The organism is Paenibacillus sp. LS1 (genome assembly GCF_026013365.1).
Taxonomy (GTDB): Bacteria; Bacillota; Bacilli; order Paenibacillales; family Paenibacillaceae; genus Paenibacillus.
The window spans coordinates 30871-49729 of record NZ_JAPDOE010000016.1; the positions used below are offsets into that span (position 1 = coordinate 30871).

The 18859-nt window shown below is 48.0% G+C and carries 12 protein-coding genes; 4 read left to right on the top strand and 8 right to left on the bottom strand.

Annotation, left to right across the window (positions count from 1 at the left end; all coding sequences use genetic code 11):
- Positions 1 to 9: 9 nt before the first annotated feature.
- The 4 genes from OM416_RS29080 to OM416_RS29095 form a co-directional block, all read right to left on the bottom strand.
- Positions 10 to 480, bottom strand: a complete 471-nt coding sequence (locus tag OM416_RS29080; RefSeq protein ID WP_264935337.1) for an SMI1/KNR4 family protein — start codon at positions 478 to 480, stop codon at positions 10 to 12.
- A gap of 152 nt (positions 481 to 632) precedes the next feature.
- Positions 633 to 2021 carry a discoidin domain-containing protein gene (locus tag OM416_RS29085; RefSeq protein WP_319951946.1) on the bottom strand — a complete coding sequence of 463 codons (1389 nt, stop codon included), beginning with the start codon at positions 2019 to 2021 and terminating at the stop codon, positions 633 to 635.
- Between the two features lie 316 nt (positions 2022 to 2337).
- The gene (locus tag OM416_RS29090; RefSeq protein ID WP_264935340.1) at positions 2338 to 3438 is read right to left on the bottom strand and encodes a threonine aldolase family protein; all 1101 of its coding nucleotides are present in this window, start codon (positions 3436 to 3438) and stop codon (positions 2338 to 2340) included.
- A 14-nt stretch (positions 3439 to 3452) separates the two neighbouring features.
- Positions 3453 to 4313 carry a LysR family transcriptional regulator gene (locus OM416_RS29095; RefSeq protein WP_264935342.1) on the bottom strand — a complete coding sequence of 287 codons (861 nt, stop codon included), beginning with the start codon at positions 4311 to 4313 and terminating at the stop codon, positions 3453 to 3455.
- A 181-nt stretch (positions 4314 to 4494) separates the two neighbouring features.
- On the opposite strand from OM416_RS29095, the gene OM416_RS29100 reads away from it, so the two are divergent.
- The 4 genes from OM416_RS29100 to OM416_RS29115 all read left to right on the top strand — a co-directional run bounded on the left by OM416_RS29100 (position 4495) and on the right by OM416_RS29115 (position 7407).
- Positions 4495 to 5484 (top strand): quinone oxidoreductase family protein, encoded by a 990-nt coding sequence (locus tag OM416_RS29100; protein ID WP_264935344.1) that lies wholly within the window; start codon positions 4495 to 4497, stop codon positions 5482 to 5484.
- 421 nt (positions 5485 to 5905) lie between these two features.
- On the top strand, positions 5906 to 6124 hold the full coding sequence (locus OM416_RS29105) for a hypothetical protein (RefSeq protein WP_264935346.1): 219 nt from the start codon (positions 5906 to 5908) through the stop codon (positions 6122 to 6124).
- Positions 6125 to 6148: 24 nt separating this feature from the next.
- Positions 6149 to 6535 (top strand): hypothetical protein, encoded by a 387-nt coding sequence (locus OM416_RS29110; RefSeq protein WP_264935348.1) that lies wholly within the window; start codon positions 6149 to 6151, stop codon positions 6533 to 6535.
- A gap of 83 nt (positions 6536 to 6618) precedes the next feature.
- Positions 6619 to 7407, top strand: a complete 789-nt coding sequence (locus OM416_RS29115) for a formate/nitrite transporter family protein (protein WP_169482905.1) — start codon at positions 6619 to 6621, stop codon at positions 7405 to 7407.
- Between the two features lie 262 nt (positions 7408 to 7669).
- Here OM416_RS29115 and OM416_RS29120 read toward each other — a convergent pair whose 3' ends face one another.
- From OM416_RS29120 to OM416_RS29135, 4 genes are all read right to left on the bottom strand, one after another.
- A complete protein-coding gene (locus OM416_RS29120; RefSeq protein ID WP_264935352.1) occupies positions 7670 to 8656 on the bottom strand; it encodes a WXG100 family type VII secretion target in 987 nt (328 codons plus the stop codon).
- Positions 8657 to 8935: 279 nt separating this feature from the next.
- Positions 8936 to 10501, bottom strand: a complete 1566-nt coding sequence (locus tag OM416_RS29125) for a glycoside hydrolase family 30 protein (protein ID WP_264935354.1) — start codon at positions 10499 to 10501, stop codon at positions 8936 to 8938.
- Positions 10502 to 10581: 80 nt separating this feature from the next.
- Entirely contained in the window at positions 10582 to 13293 is a 2712-nt protein-coding gene (locus OM416_RS29130; protein ID WP_264935356.1) for a beta-glucosidase, read from the bottom strand.
- Positions 13294 to 13882: 589 nt separating this feature from the next.
- Entirely contained in the window at positions 13883 to 18853 is a 4971-nt protein-coding gene (locus OM416_RS29135) for a DUF4132 domain-containing protein (protein ID WP_264935358.1), read from the bottom strand.
- Positions 18854 to 18859: the final 6 nt, after the last annotated feature.

Below are 18859 nucleotides of genomic sequence, written 5' to 3' on the forward strand. Positions count from 1 at the left end.
TCTACCCTGTTAATTCATCTGTTCCTGAACCCAGATTGCCGACTCTGCCAGCATCGTCATTAATTCATTAAAGTCCACAGCAATCTCCCGAAGAGGCAGTTCTCCTGCATCGTGGATCAACATCCAAACCTTACCGGAGCTTTGATCCAGTATAGCCATACTTCCTTCACCAAATCCACCAATCGGGAAAGGCTGGAGGCCAACTGGCAGCTCATATTCTTTCTCATATTCACGATATGCCTCCAGAAACTCGGGATAAGCCCAGTCCAGTTCTTTCACGGAATACAAAGCAGGATCGCCGAAGTTACATGCACCGAATTCGAGCAAAAGCGCACGATACGCTGCGGGCAGTTTCACATTATGCTTTTGCTCAAAATCCTCAATGCTCTGTTGCGGTTCAGGAGTGCACCCTTCTCCCATTGTCGTATCATAAGCTTTCGCCAAAAGATCACGAATCGGTTCTAATTCTATCGATGCCACTTGAACTCCCCCTTTAGATACGTGTTTAAAAAGCTCTTTTAGGTACCTTTCGTCACTTAACTATCTATTCCTGCAAAATACGGCTGAATCAGGACTTTCGCCACTGATCAGCCGCTTTGTATTAAGATCCATTCTTACTAATAACTGATAACTTACAACGCAATACCCGTTACCTTCCATTCCAGAATGCCCGTAGAAGCAGCATCACTGGATACCATCTGAAGACGCATTTTCGTAGTGCTCACCGGATCAAAAGTCGTGGTATTGTACGTATCTGCACGAGTCCCACGGCCTTTGGCGTTCTTCACATCACGCCATGTTTTTCCGTCCCAGTATTGAATTTTGTACGAGCGAGGTACGTCGATGCCGCCGTTGTCCTTGAACCAGTACACATCCGTTTGCGATACCGTATACGTACGATCCAGATCATATTGTACCCAATGTGTACCGATCTCTGGCCAGTTCCCATACACCGCCTGTGTGCGGTCGTTGGAATGTGCAGGGTCCAGTCCATCATTCAGCGCAGCAATCGTTTCCCATGGAGAAACATACGATGTTGTCACTTTCGCATTCGCAGCTACATTAACAGGTTGATTGGTGGCTGGCGCAAGCGGGAAACGTGCGGTATCCTTCTTCAACTGGCTCCACGTATATCGCAGTAACCAGGCATCCCAATTCGTGATCGTAGATGAATTGCCTGCCCACATAATCGTTGGCATGGGGAAGCCACCCGGCGGACGATCCGGTACTTCATAGAAATCTGGCATGCCGAAGCCATGTCCAATTTCATGTTCAGTAATTTCAATTTCCGTGTTGTTCACGGTTCTCAAAATGTAATCATCGGAAACCCGCTGCCCCCAGTCTCCGCCAGCACCGCCGCCGAAGTTGGACGTTCCCCACAGGTACATGTCAAACCGCTTGTCCAAACCGCCAGGATAGGCATAGTTCGGATTCGTAAAATGCTCAAATCGCGACAACGCGTTAGGCGCATAGGGCAAGGCTGCCGGGATTTTCGGATCAGACTTGCTCAGCTCATCCACAGTTGTGGTCGTATATATGATTTCATCCGATTGTTTGTCCAGAATCTGTGCCGGATTCGCTACTGCCCAACCGACTACTTTAACAGCAATATCCCCATAAGGCCACCCGTCATAACCCTTCAGATGTTTCGTCCAGTTATTCATTTGCCGGCCCAGCATCTTCTCGATATCCTTACGCTGTTGCAGGGTCACATTCTTGGTCGACTGCCAGCGCACAACATAGTTAATGGTTCCTTGACCTGCAAAAATCTGATCGTAGATCAGGTTCTTCCGATTGACCGATCCTTCCTTGATCATGCGATTGGTGTACACCCACTCAATGGATGATCTCAATTCCGAAGGCATATCGGATAATACAGCAGTGATGGATACGCCAGAATCGGCGGCTTCGGCTGCGTACGCATCTCCAGACCATGCCGTGCTTCCTCCCAGCAGTGTTGCAGATAAGGCGAGTGACATTACAGCTAGCGTACATTTTTGACGTGAAAACATAATCTTCATCCTTTCTCCCCTAATTTCATGGACCGCTCTCGCTTCGCTCCCCATTCCTTGTTTGGAATATATTACCTTTAATATTTTACATGATAAAGAAAATGTTGGAATACATCGGTATACCTGTTTTTGCTACAGGTTCATGCACTTGTTCAAGTTAATCCTGTGATAAAAATCGGACTTTGGACTAATGACATATGCTCGTTCATGAAAGTGTTTTGCATAGGAAGATGTATAAAAGTGCACAAAAATACCCTGTCCAGCATGTGGACAAGGCAGATAAACAACATTAGTTAATTTCGCACATAAAATTCTCTCAGTCTTCTTATCTCACCTGTTTACGCAACTCTTGGTCCAACCATTCCAGTGCTGCACGTAGCTTATCCTGGGGAACTTGCTCATAACGATCTCCACCAGAATATTCGAAAGCACAGCTATTCGCACTCGTCTTGTTCAAATACGAAGTTATTGCAATGTCATGCTGCTTAGCCATTTGCACAAGAATCGGTTCGACTTCGTCCGCAGCCAGCGCAAAGTGAACATGGAACATATTCGATACAGGGACCTCGGGCAATGTATGTATCCCGTGACACGCATTCAGTAGAGAGGCGAGTTCTTGAGCCTGCTCGTAATAAAGCTCCATTTTGCCAATCCGTTCATTGAAATAATACTGGGAACTCAGAATATACGGATACAGGCCGATCAGATCACCGCCGTGCCGCCGTTTCCATACTTTTGACTCTTGCATCACATCCGTGTCTCCAGCCAATATGGCTCCTGCAATACCCCCGATTCCTTTGTAAAAGGACACATACACCGAACAAAACAGACTGCAAATCTCCGCAGGTGTCTTCTGATAATAGGGAGTAATCTCAAACAGGCGCGCCCCGTCCAGATGTAGCTTAATCCCGCGTTCGCGGCAATAGGCCGAGATCGCTTCCAGTTCTTCATACGCTGGCAATTGGCCGCCAATCTCGCGTTGTGGCAGTTCCAACAGCAGACAGGCAATGTCCTGATCGAGCGCTTGTACATCTTCCAGTCGAATCAATCGGTCCTTGTCCGCAAGTAAAATCGATTCAATCTGGTGCAACTCTTTCAGACCGTCTTCCTCATGAATTTCCAGATGACATAGAGGGTGATAAGCTACTCGCTTCACACCTTTGCGGTCACACCAGATCCGTAATGCAATCTGCTGCGCCATCGTTCCGCTCGGGAAAAACACCGCCGATTCCTTGCCGAGAACATCAGCCATCTGCTGCTGAAATTCTTCAATGAGGGGGCCGTTGCCGTAGTGGTCACTGAACAGTTCCCCATCGATCTGCTCCAGTACATCCTGAAGCACCTTCACTTTGCGAATGCCATGACCGCCAACAATAAAGTCTGCCTGACTAAATGCTTCCGCGAGCGTTAATGCAGTATCCTCCAAAATCATTCACTCCTTTATAGTTCTGGTTCTGTGATAATCTGCACCAAAGCGCTCAGCGCACTAGATATATGTTCACCACGGGAATACACAAATCCTACTTCCAACCGGCAATAGGGATCAGGCAAAGACATCACTGCAATCTCGCCTCTTAATTCTGCTTTGGTAACCGAAGATCGTGGCAGCAATGATACGCCGAGCCCGGCAGATACCCCATTCAGGATCGTGTCCAGTGTTCCATATTCCATGACGTTCAGTGAGTGGATACCCTGATCTTTCAGAAAGGATTCCGCCTGAGTCCGATGTGTGCATCCGATCTCAAAAAACAACATCGGCCTGGACAATAGAGCATGCAGCTCATGTGTTCCAGGTTCGGCGACCAGCACCATTTCTTCGTCATACATCTTCATATAGTTCAGCTCAGGATGATCGATTGGGCCATATATTAATGCGCCATGCAATTCATGTTGAATCACCTTCTGGTTCAGTTCATGCGTCCCACCCGTGACAAGCGAATGCTGTACCTCCGGGTAGCTTGAAGTATATTCAGCCAAGAGTGGCGTCAGAAAAGTGGAAGCTGCTGTCTCAATGGCGCCCAAACGAAGTAAGCCTGCTGGTGGGTTCCCCACTTGCGTGGCCTGCTCTGCTTCATATAATAATTGCAAAATTCGATCTGCATACACCAGCAGGTTCTCGCCCGCCGGTGTGAGCGACATCCCCCGATTGGAACGATGAAACAGAGGTACTTGTAGCTGTGTCTCCAACTGTTTGATCCGTGTGGTCACATTGGATTGTACATAATTGAGTGCGAGCGCAGCTTTACTGATACTACCTTCGCGGGCAACCGCCTGAAATATTTTCAAATCACCTGCATCCATACCCTGATCACCTGCTTGTCGTTATATCGGTATTCTGCATCATGCGATTCATGCAAAATACTTATCTATTATTTTCAATGATACTGACAATCATTTTTGTTCATTTTACGTGAATCTGCCCTGTCTGTACAATGAGGCTCAGTAGTGAAGTCTGGCTACATAGACAGGAGGAATATTGAATATGAAAGCTATCGTCCATTCAAACCAGAGCGGCCTTGCAGGTCTTCAATATACAGAATCAACATCTCGGGCACCAAAAGCCGGGGAAGTGCTAATCCAACTAAAATCCGCTGGAATCAACCATCGGGATCTATTCATCATGGCAGCACGCGGAACCCATGACACCCCGCTCATTCCCGGTTCGGATGGGGCAGGTATTATCGTTGAGATCGGCGAAGATGTAAGAGGATTCTCAATAGGAGATGAAGTCATTATCCATCCTACACTCGGTTGGGAACATGCATCTGAAGTGCCCATTGTACCCGATATTGTGGGTGGTCCTACGGATGGAACACTGGCGAAATATATAACGTTGCCTGCTGAAAATGCCCTGCCCAAGCCAGCCCACCTATCCTGGGAGGAAGCAGGCGTATTGTCCCTTTCCGCGCTGACGGCCTATCGCGCCTTATTCACTCGCGGCGTATTGAAGCAAGGTGAACATATCCTCATTCCCGGCATTGGCGGTGGTGTAGCAACCTATGCCCTACTCATGGCGGTAGCCGCTGGTGCCCAGGTGACTGTCACTTCCAGAAGTGAAGCCAAAAGAAATGAGGCACTGCGCTTAGGCGCTACCCATGCATTGGACAGTCATGGCGATTGGCGTTTGCAGAACGATCTGGAACCTGTGGACATGATCTTGGATAGCATCGGACAAGCCATGTTCCCCAAATATTTTGATATAATCAGACCTGGTGCACGGATCGTAATGTATGGTGCAAGCTCGGGGGATGATCTGACCCTACCAATTCGCTCTATCTTCTTCCCACAGGTCAGTCTGATCGGCACCTCTATGGGCAGCCGTGAGGAGTTTGTCCAGATGCTCCAATGGGTGGAGCAACATGACATACATCCTGTAATTGATGGCGTATATCCGTTGCAGGATACAGCGAAAGCATTCGAGCGTATGGAAAAAGGCGAGCAGTTTGGCAATCTGGCTATACGAATTGAATGATGACAGATTGTAGTCCATTTTAAAATAGAACGAATTGAATTGAGTTGGATCATGCGCCAATACAAGACTAGGGTGAATCTTCAAACTCAGGCAAGCTATACGATGATGGATGTCAGCATCCAAGAAATCTTGAAGTTCAAGCTGATTGATCCTGGTTGATGGGTCTGCGACTTTCTAAGGAACACAGTACGTCTTATTCGGCCTCCAGGTCCTCTTTCTAAATTGTAAGGAACTTCAGACACGTTATTTCCCAAAATTCACTAGCAAAACCGCTGCAAACGGTTGTTTATTCGGATATAGCGTGTCTCAGGTTCCTTAGATTTCCGTGGGCGCTTCAAATCCTTGAATAAGACGGCTCAGATTCGTTAGCGCTCGCTCTAGTTTGTTCACGCTATTAATCTTTCAGGAGGTGTGCATACATATGGACAATCGATTGTATTTGGTAGAATTAGTTCGCAAGCTGATGGACGCTGAAGGGACGGAAGCGGAGTTGGATGATATGTTAACGGAGCTACAGCAGCAGGTGCCGCATGCAGAGATCAGCAATCTGATTTACTGGGATGATCGAGACCTGACGCCCGAACAGATTGTGGAAGAAGCGCTGGCTGCCCGTCCTATTCTCCTTCCTCCCCAGTCCTAATTTCAGTCAGGAGGTAAGAATCGGATGTCAGATACAAATCAAAATAGTAATGAACAGCCTGATTTCACTGAATCTAAAGAAGACACTACGCAGCCTGTCCACCTTACCCAAGGTGAAATCAATGCCCTGCAAAAAGCCATTTTGTTTCTCAAGTTTGAATGCGAAGAGACTGAATCTCTGCTCTATTCGGGTAGTCCACTGCTGAACAGCGTACTGGAGAAGGTACGGGATGTCAGCGCATTTGGTGAGTACGCCAAAGAACTCCACTCTCGTCCAAACGAACATGCAGAGGGTTTCATGCGGGCCAAGCTGGAACGTTCTTATGCAGAAGAATTGGCGCCGCGTGAACGAACAGAGGATCAAAAGATCGCAATTCTCAGATCCTGCATGTATCCATATCCGGTTAAATAATCAGTAATCCAAGCTTCCCCCTCCCCAACTTCCATAATTTCGTTATAATGGTAAGCAAGACATCATGCTATTGGAGGAGAATTATGGAAACGGAAGCTCTACGCAATGTGGAACAACTAGCCCTGAAGAAACACAAGATTTACAAACAAAGTTTAATCAGGTACCTTGCACGCTCCATGCTGGCCAGCATGTTTATCGGATTCGGCGTCATCGTGGCGTTTAAGACAGGTAACTTCTTTTATATGGAGCAGTCCCCGTTCACCTATCCGATGGCAGCAATTACGTTTGGCGCGGCCATCATTCTGATCGCCTACGGCGGCGGTGACCTGTTCACGGGCAATACGTTCTATTACACGTATGCGGCGCTGCGCAAGAAGCTGCGTTGGTTTGAAGTCATCAAGCTGTGGATTGCGAGTTATAGTGGTAACCTGATGGGTGCAGCCGTGTTTGCCCTGTTAATTTACCTAACGGGATTATTCGACTCATCTCAGGTGAATGGATTTCTGTTAAGCGTGGTGGAGCACAAGATGGAAGTTCCGACGATGCAGCTTTTTTTCCGGGGAATCTTGTGTAACTGGCTCGTATGTATGGCGTTCTTTGTGCCGATGTTCATGAAGGAGAATGGAGCCAAAATGTTCGCCATGATGCTCTTTGTGTTCTGTTTCTTCATCTCGGGATATGAGCACAGCATCGCCAATATGTGTACGTTCGCGATTGCACTCGTGCTGAACCATCCGGGGACGATCTCATTTGAAGGTGTGATCCACAACTTGGTTCCCGTGACCTTGGGTAATCTGGTGGGCGGTGTGCTGCTGATGGGCTTTATGTATTATGCGGTGAACAAACCGTTTCTGGATGAAGAGACGCATTAAGTTCTGGCAAAAAAAGACTCCCTTTAGCACGTCCGTTGACCATGGCTAATCGGTAAGGAAAACCCAAAACACCCCGGCAACCTTCCCATCTCAGGGAGAAGGTTGCCGGGGTGTTTCTCTATGGGCAGGCTCACGGATAAGCCGCCTGCCCTCCACACTTTTAGCCATGTGTCATCCAGCCACATGGCTCCATGCTGTGGGTCGACAAGCAGGCTGCAATCAGGTACCCCTGCGTCGCCTGCTTGCCGACCCCATCCGTGGCTTAATAGTAATCCCGCCACGGAGTATATTCAATATCGTTGTCGCCGCGCGTGACCACGATCATATTTTCGATTTTGCCCGTATCCTTATTGGTCCGGTAAATCATCGTACGTGTCTCTCCTTCTTCCGGCACAGAGAACAGGAACTTGTCCGCGACGAAGGAAGAACCGAGTCCTGTGGCGTGTTCCGTGAAGGCAGAGCCCGTCTTGCTTGTGAGCAGCAGACCAATGCCGTAGGCTGTAGCCGTTTGGGCCACTTTGCCAAAGAGATGCTCTCCTTGACTGGTCGTGTGCGTTTGCTCCGAATACTTATACTTTTCCGTATCCTTGCTATAGTCCACCACATTGCCCTGTTTATCCAGACTGATGGTGGTCGTTTCGCCCTTGTCGCTTTTCACCTGATACGTACCCACGATGGAATCCTCGGTAATTTTCACCGTCTTGCCCGTATTCGGGTCAGTCTGATAGATTACATCTTCATACTGAAGCCGAATGATGTTCATGCTGGCCTGAATCTGCTGCGCCAGTTCTTCATCACCCACCTCTTTGGCTTTCTTCAGCATTTCCTCATAGTTTTGGTATTTCTCGGCATCCTTCTCATCCCATTCATCCATGTTCTTTGGTGGGCCTGGCGTTTTGTCGAGACTATCGCCTTTATTTTTGCCCATGGTTGATAGCGCCTGCGCTGCGGTCAGCGCCGTCATGATTGCCTGGCTCACCGCCTCTTCATCTGTCGTGCGGAAGCGTTCGGCAATTTTCTTAAGTTCCGACTGAATGGACAGAACCAGTTCCAGAACAGATTTCATCGTGCCTTGAGCTGTTGAATAATCGTTATAGAAGCGTTCCCGCTCCATGCCATCCCAGTTGCTGCGCATGACACTCATCTTGCTATCCAGCGTGGACATGAAGCCCGATAATTGCTGATGTGCCTGAGCAAACTGCCCACTGACCGTCTCCAGTTGTTCCGGTGTCACCTTGATCTGTGTCATCCTGCACACTCCTCATCCTGGTCATTTATATCCCGAGGTTATCCGATGATGCTGTCTCTCGAACAGCACTCCCAGATCTCGACCAACTTGTCATGATCCTGTTCCCGATATGCAACGACTAACCTGTCCAACGTATTCTCCTTTTCTATTAAAAGTAAAAAATTATGTAAAAGCCCGATCCTGAGATCGGACTTATTTAATACATCAAATTTGAAATAACTCTACGTGTATTTTACCATGTCCATCATTCAATCTGTACCCATAATTTCCAAGCTTGAGTCAACGTTCTACTCCCGTTTTTGGATTCCAACGGAAGGTTGCTGCCGATTGGGAAGGCAGTACATATTGAAATGAATCTCCTTCCATAACTACATTAAAGGAAACTTCTACCTCACCCGTGTTAGCTGCAACCAGCACGATCGTTCCATCCGGATTGCGGAAAGCTACGTTCTCGATCTTGCCTTGTTCTTGTGAGGAATCGATCCTTACGGCTCCCGGACGTACATAACGACTGATGTGTCCTAGCGTATAATATTCGACATTTCTAGTGATTTCATCACGCTCCGGGTCAATCGTCACAACCCCACGGCAGTTCTCACAGCCACCGTTCGTGGGACCCCCTTGTGGATTGAGTGCAATGTTCCAGAGCAGCACATTCTTCGCCCAGTTGCGCGGCGCACCAATGATAAGATTGGACATCTGCCAGCTCAGATTCTCGCCAAAATCAGCACTCCACTCCCCACCACTGCATTCGGTAAAATAAATATGTTTGTCCGGGAAGCGATCATGTACTTCCGACATGGCAGATGGATCACCTGCATAACAGTGGAAAGCAGATCCATCGATATAATCAGCAGCCTGCTCATCACCGAGCACCTTGCTGGTATATTCGATCGCCTGATCCCAGTTATGATCATAAGCGATGATTCGCGTATCAAGTCCCGCATCTTGTAGCGCCGGGCCGAAATAATCCCGAATGAACATGGCTTGTTCTTCGGCGCCCATACTCATACTCGGATATTTATCCGAGGTGAACTCCGGTTCATTTTGCAACGTGATCCCGTAGATGGGAATGCCCTTCGCCTGATAAGCTTCGATATATTTCACAAAATATCTCGCGTACGCTTCATACACCTGGGGATCGCTATAATCCAGATACCAGCCGTTAGTGGTCTTCTCCCCATACTTCATCCAAGCCGGGGCCGTCCACGGTGTGCCCAGCACTTTAAGATCCGGTTTCAAACCAGCTACACGCTCCAGCATATTCACAACTTCCTGATCTTTATCGATTGAAAAGTGTTGCATGTCATAATCGGTTCCGGACTCGATATCATCATAGGTATAACTTGAAGCCACTCCTGATTCATCCACAGAATAGTCGGAAGCGCCAATTGTATGACGCACCATATCCATGTTCAGCCCTTCCGTCGTAAAAAGTTCCTTCAGCAGTTGCTCTTGCTGCTCCACTGGAAGCTGATTAATCAGATGTGCTGACGAACCCGTCATCGCTGCGCCAAATCCATCCATGGTCTGATACGTCTTGTCCGGATCAATCTGTATGGTAAACTCGGACGAAGATGTATCTGACTCCTGCGTTGCAGAATCTGAAGTGCTTGTGTCTGCATCATGGTGTTCCGTAATTGGAATAGGCTTCTGTGGTGTAAGCAGATTTTGCTGATCTCCCGTGGTTAACCAGACTTCAGCCGCTGTCTGTTTGTCCGCAATCGGTGGAGGAATGGATTGTTCATTTCGGTTGAGGATAAGCCAGATTCCTGCACCGACACAACAAACAGCGATTAACAGAATGATCCATCGTTTGGGATGCTCTCGCCAGCCCATGTTCATCTCGCTTCACTCTCCTTCCATTGTGAAAAAAGCCGCGGCCATTCGGCCACGACTCATTTTCAATCTCCCTTATTGCACTTTTATTTACCGGATTTGCTTCCGATATTCACACTGCCTGTCAGACGGATATCATCCGATGCACTGCCAACATACACTTGGACTTTACCCTTAGGCATTACCCATTCATGCGATGTTTCATCCCAGTAGGACAATGCGCTGCGATCCAGTTGAATGTTAACCCGTTGTTGCTTGCCTGCCTTCAGATCGACCTTCGCCCAGCCAGCAAGTTGTTTCTCTGGTGTCTCAACTTTGGTTGGCAGATTGCCGACATAGACCTGTACAACTTCTGCACCGGCAACTTTACCGGTATTGCGCAGGTTCAGGGATACTTCTACGGTTTCTTTGTCCCCTTTGCCTGTGTTTTTCACATGCAGATTACGATAATTAAAATCGGTATACGACAGTCCGTGTCCAAAGGCGAACGCCGGTGTCATGCCTTCTTTGTCATATCCTTTGTACCCTACAAAGATACCCTCGGAGTAGTTACCCACCCCATTCACACCTGGGAATTGTTCCGCAGTGGATACAGGGGTCTGTGAATCATCTGATGGGAACGTCACTGGCAACTTACCAGATGGATTCACATCACCGAACAGCACACGTGCTACAGCATTACCTTGTTCCTGACCTGCGTACCAAGCCTGAACGATGGATGGCACTTCTTTTTGCCAGGAGTCCATTTCGACAGCGCGACCACTCATTTGCACCACGATCGTTTTCGGATTGGCTGCCGCTACTTTGCGAATCAGCTGCTCCTGATTATTTGGCAGTTCCAGATCAGAACGGTCTACATAACCTTCACTGTCATACGTACGTGTTACCACGACGGCAACATCTGATTTTTTCGCCAGATCGACTGCTTTTTGCATTTTGATATCCACAGCGTCTTCTGGAGCTTCCCAGCCGAAACGAACCTGTGCGCCCATATCATGATTGGACTGTACCGGGAAATCCGTACGATACTCAATTCGAATATTGTGGGACTCGCCTTCTTTGAACGTGATTTCTTTCTTGGTTGTACTCAGTGTTTCACCTTGATTGTCTACGAGTAACTCATCATCCACATACAGTTTCGCAGAACCAAGACTCGTCAGGGACAGTTTATATTCACCCGTTTGAGGAGCCGTAATTGCCCCTGTCCAACGAGCGGACATTTTGGCATTGAACTTCGTTGGTGTCACTGGAAGCTTGGAAGATTGTGCATTGAAACCTTCATAGTTGTAGAATCCAAGATTCATGTTGACCTGATGATCTGTACGTACCAGAGAAGGGTTACCCTCCATATCTTTATTCGTCCAGTATTCAGCACGCAGACCGTATTCCGCCCGATCTGTACCATAGTCTCTTTCACTTTCCTGAGCATCCCCAGGTGATAAAAGAGTGGAAGGTACGGCCGACGGTCCATTAAATGCATCTCCTGCGGAGATTGGATCGGTTCCGGCTGCATATTTGACATCCACACCGTTACCGGCACGGTTACGAATGCCTTGCAGTGGACTTACGGTATACGTCGGGTTAACCAGACTGCTACCTCCACCAGCAGCCGATGCATTATCTGCATCCGGTCCGATGACAGCGATCGATTTCACATTTTTCTTGGAAAGCGGCAGCGTATTATCGTTGTTTTGCAAAAGAACCATGCTCTCTTCTGCAATTTCACGTGCCTGTTTGCCGTCTTTCTTGGCATTGATTTGTGTATTCGTTACAGGGTTATCGAACAGCCCTTTATCAAACATTTGAAGCAAAATGCGTCTAACCTTCTCATCAATGGTTTGTTCACTGACTTCGCCATTGTTCACGGCCTCCAGCAGTTTATCTCCCCATTTGCCGTAAGGCTCTCCAGGTGTCTCCAGATCCAGACCCGCATTGGCGGACTTGGCTGTGCTGAAGTTTGCACCGTAGTCACTCATGACGAACCCTTCGAAGCCAAACTGATCGCGAAGGACATCCGTCAGCATCTCCTTGTTCTCACAAGCATATGTACCGTTCACCTGGTTAAATGAGCACATGGCCGAACCGAGATCCGCTTTTTCGACCATCGCCTGAAACGGACGTGCATAGACTTCCTGGATGGCACGTTCGCTGGCTGTTGCATTGGTCGTGAAACGCTCCGTCTCCTGGTTGTTCAGGATATAGTGCTTCGCAGTAGCGATAACCGGATTGCTTTGAATCCCGTTCACATACGCTGCACCCATGCCGGAAGCCAGCAATGGATCTTCCCCGAGCGATTCAAAGTTCCGGGAACCCCATGGTGTACGTGCAATGTCCAGCCCAGGACCAAGCACTACATTATGTGTTGTATCATGTGCTTCCTGACCGATCAGATCACCATATTTCTTGGCAAGATCGGTATCCCAGGAAGCCGCAAGCGCGATGGGTGCAGGCAATGCCGTGGACTTTTTGTCCTGCACATCCGGGTTAGCCACACGCACTCCTGCGGGCCCGTCTGCCATCTGTAACGCAGGAATGCCAAGGCGCTCCAATCCATCATTATAGAAACCATAATAGTTATTGACTTTACCGGTTACGAATCCAACTTTCTCCTCCAGCGTCATCTCCTTGAGCAGCAGCTCGGTGCGTTCCTCCGCAGACAAGGATTTGTTCATCCAAGGTCGATTAGCCCCAGATTCCGCCTCCGCGGCGAAGGCGTGTAGCGGCATAGCCGCAACCGCCACGATGATTAATAGCATAAACCATCGTTTGAGGAAAATCAGATTGAGTCTTCTGTTCATGTTGTAAGCTCTCCTTCTCTCTTGATCATTTTTCTTGTGCACATATTGAATACATGTATACAAGGGAATGCAAACTAGCTTGATCCCAGTCTTTCAAGCATTCAGGTCGTCCTGCACATGGCTTCTGAAACTGCAGCCTGCAAGCAAGTCAGCAGATTTCGCTTCCTAACGTTAACCGACCTGATTGTGAATTACATCCCCTTAAATTTGGTAAAAGACCGTTTGGAGCGAGCCTAGTTCTTTGGAATCACCACATTCATAATTCATATAACAAAACAAGAAAACAAATTATTTACATTTCCGTAACTATTTTCGAACAAATTATTTACTTTTAAAAACAGTCGGTTCGACCCACTCCCGATCAACCAATTAATGCAATTAATTATCAGATTAAGGAATATGCCGACACGCTCTGGGTCCTAAGTCTATTTGAAACCGGAACCAATCCGCCCCATTGAAATATCCGAAAATATAAAAGCAACTGAAGTCCCTTTTAACAGGTTCTTCAGCTGCCTTTATGTTGGAATTTCTCCAGATTAACAAATAAAAAACCGCCCTACGGGGCGGTTCAATTCTAGTTCGTTCATTTCTAGTTTTGTAACTGTGCAAGAATCTGCGGGTCCTTAATCTTCTTATCTTCGGCGAGCAACATCACCTTGGACAGAATCTCAGCCGTTCTCGGATCTTCATCGAGGAATGGCAGGAAGATTCGGCCCCGATGCTGACTGTGCACCGGTACGATATGAAGTGCACCTGTGGCCTGTTTGAACACATTACCACTACCCAGATGAACAGCATACTCACCCAATTCACCATCAATCCGTGCGTAGTTCCCATCCAGACGCACATTGTCGATCTTCAGCAGACGCAACGACTCATTCACAATGACGTGACGCATCTCGATTGTTGTCAGGCTGGCTTCCGGATCTACGCCTCCCACATGTGCAACGCTGACCACCAGATCGATATCACGCATGACTTCCGAGAAGAACGTAAGCGGCACATCTTGCAGCGCTACAGGTTTGTAGGTCTTGCGATCATAGAATTGCACCGTCTCCAGCGTTGGTGCCTCGGTATCTGCCGGTGAGAACCAATCCGCCATCGCATAGAGATTCGCGATCAGATTGTGCTCGTAGCTTACCTTCTGCAGACCTTCTTCATAACTGACCGTCCATTGGCGTCCTTTAAGCAGAGCTACTGCTTTTTTCGGTTGAATCTGGTACCCGGCATATCGGCGGGACACCGTACCATTAGCCAATTCGTCCTCGTTAGGAAGATACAGCTCACGGAATACCTGCTTGAATGGCTGACGCTCCTGACGGGTGAACAGATCCCGCTGGAATTCACTCCAGCTTCCGCTCTGATGCAGATGAAGCGGATGAGCAATCAGCAGTTGATCCTGCTCTGTTAATGCCTGGATCGTGCCCTCTGGTCCTGGAGCAAGCAAACCGCTAGACGATACATCGAATCTTCCCGTCTTGTCACCTGACTGGAATACAAGTGTTCTTACCAGCGGATGGATGACTGGATTTTGCATTAGACTGGCTATTTCCTGACGTGTAAAGGATGTTCCAGCAGTCATCGAACGTTCCAGCTCCTGTCGTGCCCGGCGATACTGGTCCACGAGATCCGATTTCAGCTCTTTCAGTTCAGCGATATATCCGTCTTTTTTGAACCGGGCAGGTACAGATTTGAGTGTCTTCCCTTTGCTAACGATAACCATCTCGGGTTGGCCTTCCTCATCAATGACCAATTGAGCTGTGGTGTCAGCATCCAATGCATGAGGTTCAAAGAAAGATTTCATCTCATCCAACTTACGTGCTTCCATGTCCCACATCAGCCGCGTAACATCGGCATAGCCTGCATTACGGGCAAGGTTACCAAGTGCAATCTGCGATACCACACCTTCACTGGCACGGCGCTGTGCACCGAATTGTTTGCTCTGCATCAGAAACTTTTGAATGAAGTCGTATCGCTCACGCAGATCCTGTTCCCGATTTACGGCGAATGGAATCAAACTGTAGGTTAACAAATGATCTTTGTTTCGCTTGTCTGACACGGATTCACGCATGTCGTCCAGACGAAGCTTGCCAAGTGCAGCATCCGCGAACAATTGGGATCTGCGGTGATTGGCTCCCCCGGAAATGTACTTGGCGCAATCGTATAACAGATTGAACCGTTCCTCCCCGACAGCAGCATAGGCCTCTTCGAACCAAGCAATATCAAACGCACCTTCATTGAAGTCTTGTGGTGAGATTGGCGAATAATGGGCCACAATTGTCTCTTTCTCCGCAGTAAAGCGTTCATTGATATGGGCATGGAAGTACCAGGCTGCACTGCGAAGCCCTTCCCATCCTAGATGTTTCGCAACAATTTCCATCCACTGTGGTGCATACATGGCTGCTTCTAGCAATTTCTTCTCATTCACCGGAAACTTCAGGAGTAATTCTCCAAGCCGCTTCTCATCTTCTCCATCTCGTGGATGACAATTCTGAATCAGATAACTGAACGTCTCTTTGCGTATTGTATTGTCTCCATAGCTGTAGATATATCCACGGACAAATGTATCCTGATCCATCGCCGAGACCAGATGTACCCAGTGTTCCATGCCTTCAATTCGATTCAGTTTCATGGCTAGCGTGCTTACCTCTGTAGAGAGCTCTCCCCGAGTCAGCTCAATCTCCAGAATGCGATCGACCACCGCATCTCGCAATTGAACCAGCTCTGGATCACTCGCGATCCCTTCTGTACGAGTGGTTGTTAAGTCCCGAATAAATAACAGACGGTTCCCACCGACCAGCACCTGTCGATATATTTCCTGATCATCAATCAGGTTCATTTGGTACGCGCGCAGGAAATCTTCAAGTGACAGCAAGGACAACGGTTGACTATTTTCTACAAGACTGGCGAACTGGTAAGCCGTCTGGAAGAAACGTTTGAAGCTGTCATCGTCATGGATTTTGCTCCGAACCGTATAATTCCATGGCCCCGTTAGAATGTGCAGCATACCCGATTCCTTCTCCAGTCGCTCGGCAGGCATACTTGCAATAATGGACGCCCACGTTTTCTCTGCGATCTCAAATGTATCCTCCGGATTCGTATCCAAATATGCTGCTGAGATTAGAGAAGTCACCTGATCCTTATACGTTAATGAATCCAGCATCTGCTGTAGCTTTTCGATATCATCCAGAGGATATAGCTGTTCGGTAAACGACTTGCGCCAGCCTTCCATTAACGGAATTTTCTGCATTTCATCATAGTCATACTGTTCACGGAAATAACTGTAATGATCACCCAAATTGCCATTGAACTCCCGGAGCTGTATAACCATGTATAACTGCATCAGTTCCACACTACTAAACCTGGCTTGTTGAATATAGTTCTCCCATACGTCATGAAGAGGAAATTGCTCCAGCTGCTTCATTTCATTGCGCTCTGCATACGGAACCTTTGAGCGAAGGTTCGCTCCAAGTAACAACGTGTCTTTGTAGCCAGCGTAGTACTCCACTTCATACTCATGATCCCTGTGTTCATGCACCAATTCATTGAGCCCCTGCAGGAATGGTCTGATCTTATCCAGAGAGAGCGTAAAGATATCCTTCGGACTGTGGCCTTTGAAGTCACGCTTCTCATCCAGCAATGGCTCACTTCGCTTCGGATCGAATAAACCAAACCCATTTGCGGCCGTATACCGACTTCCCTGATCCGTCAGCTTGTCGAGCAACTTCTGTTCCTTCGCGGTTGGCGTCTCAATCAACTGCGCCAATGGCTGCAATTGCTCCTGCTGATCTGCCCGCTCCGGATCTGCCGCAATCTCGGTCAACAATTCGAGCGCACCCAAACGCTGCAGCTCACTCTTCGCCTGCAAAAGTCGCTTCAGTGAAACCGTCAATTGGTCCACGGGTTGTAGTAACAAAACATGGATGACCTTCTGACGAAGTGAGCCTGTCTTGAGCTTCATCAACACCTCCATCTGTTTCATCTCTTCAACCGTTAACGTGAGTAGCTTCGCTTTGGAGAGCGCACTTTCCCGATTACTGATACTTTTATCAGACAAACTCTCAAACACAAATTGTCTTTGCACCTCATTATCGGGATGCTGAACAAACTGGGACAACAGTTCTCCGCGCAGTTCCGGGCTCAAACGGTCCTTGATTGCGATGACTTCCCCGATCCATTCCGGGTCCATATCATAAGCGGCCAGATATAACATTTTCTTCACTACATCATCTGTATCAATCCGGTAGTGAACATACTCAAGTACACCCGATGGTCCACCTGATCCGCCTTTTGGAATGACAGCCAGCATCTGTTTGAATTGATCAAAGTCCTGACGTCTCAATGCCTTATCTTCAAGCGCAGGCAATGGCCACACGTAGATGCTACGCTGATTCTCTCCATTCTCGAAACTCCAGTTGTACATATACATGGCATCATAGTTGGTCACAATCCAGTGCATCAACTCGGTATCCTGCGCCTCCAGGTAACGACGTGCAATGTGCAAACGAAGCTCTCTGTTCTGGCTGTTAGCCAGTACGTATTGGGCAACAATCTTCTGATATAATTGCCCTTGATCCATAATCTCGATGATCTTGCTCTTCAGTTTATTCTCTTCAATGACCGCTGTCGCCCACAGGCTGATAAAGAGCTTGTTGGCATTCGCTTCCTGCTGCCAGGATTCGCGTACTTCTGGTTGCACAAGCGCCTCATACGCCTGTTCAATGAGCTGTGCGGCAACACGCTGATTGGCTGCTTCTATGCCGATTCCTGTCCATACGGCGAGCGCTCTTACCACCGAACTGAAACGAATCAGGTTGTTGTCGATGATGATTTTTAATATGTAAATATAGGCTTCCAGTGTTCCTTCATCCATCCGCTCCACAATGCTTTGGCGCAGCCCTTCCTGCAACCTTGCTGCAACGAGCAGCTCACCCACCATCTGATAGGCATCTGCCTGATCGCTCATGAATATGCCTTTGATCATTTCATGGGTTAACAGCGCCGTCTGATTGTCACCATATATAATATCGTGCAGTGCCTGCTTCATATCTCCGCCCTCATGATCCAGTTCATACGCGATGCAATCCGGCAGTACCGAACGGATCTCATGCAGATAATCCAGCTTGTACTCACGAAGTGATACATATTCACTCAGGGAGAAATTCTTCATTTCCATTCGGAACAGTCCCATCAGTTTGCGGATGACCTGTGCTACATGCTGCTCCGGATCCGATGTGCGGAAGGGCCTGCGTTCATAGTGGTTACTGTATGGGAAACGAGTCGCACGCTCTGCGATATAACGGAATCGTGCAACCAATGACTCACTCGCCAGATGCTGGACTACATCCAATAGTGGCTGAAATAAGGGGTTCTGCGTTTCAGCAGCCAGCTTTCCAAGCAACTTTTCTGTATTCAAAAACATCTTTTCGTCTCCACGCAAATACGTAGACCCGGCGATCTCCACAACATAGTTTGCCAGCTCAAGCTGTACCCCTGTTAACGACTTTGCTTTTACCTGCAATTCATCCATATACACCTGTACTTGTTCTTCCTGATTCATCCTGTT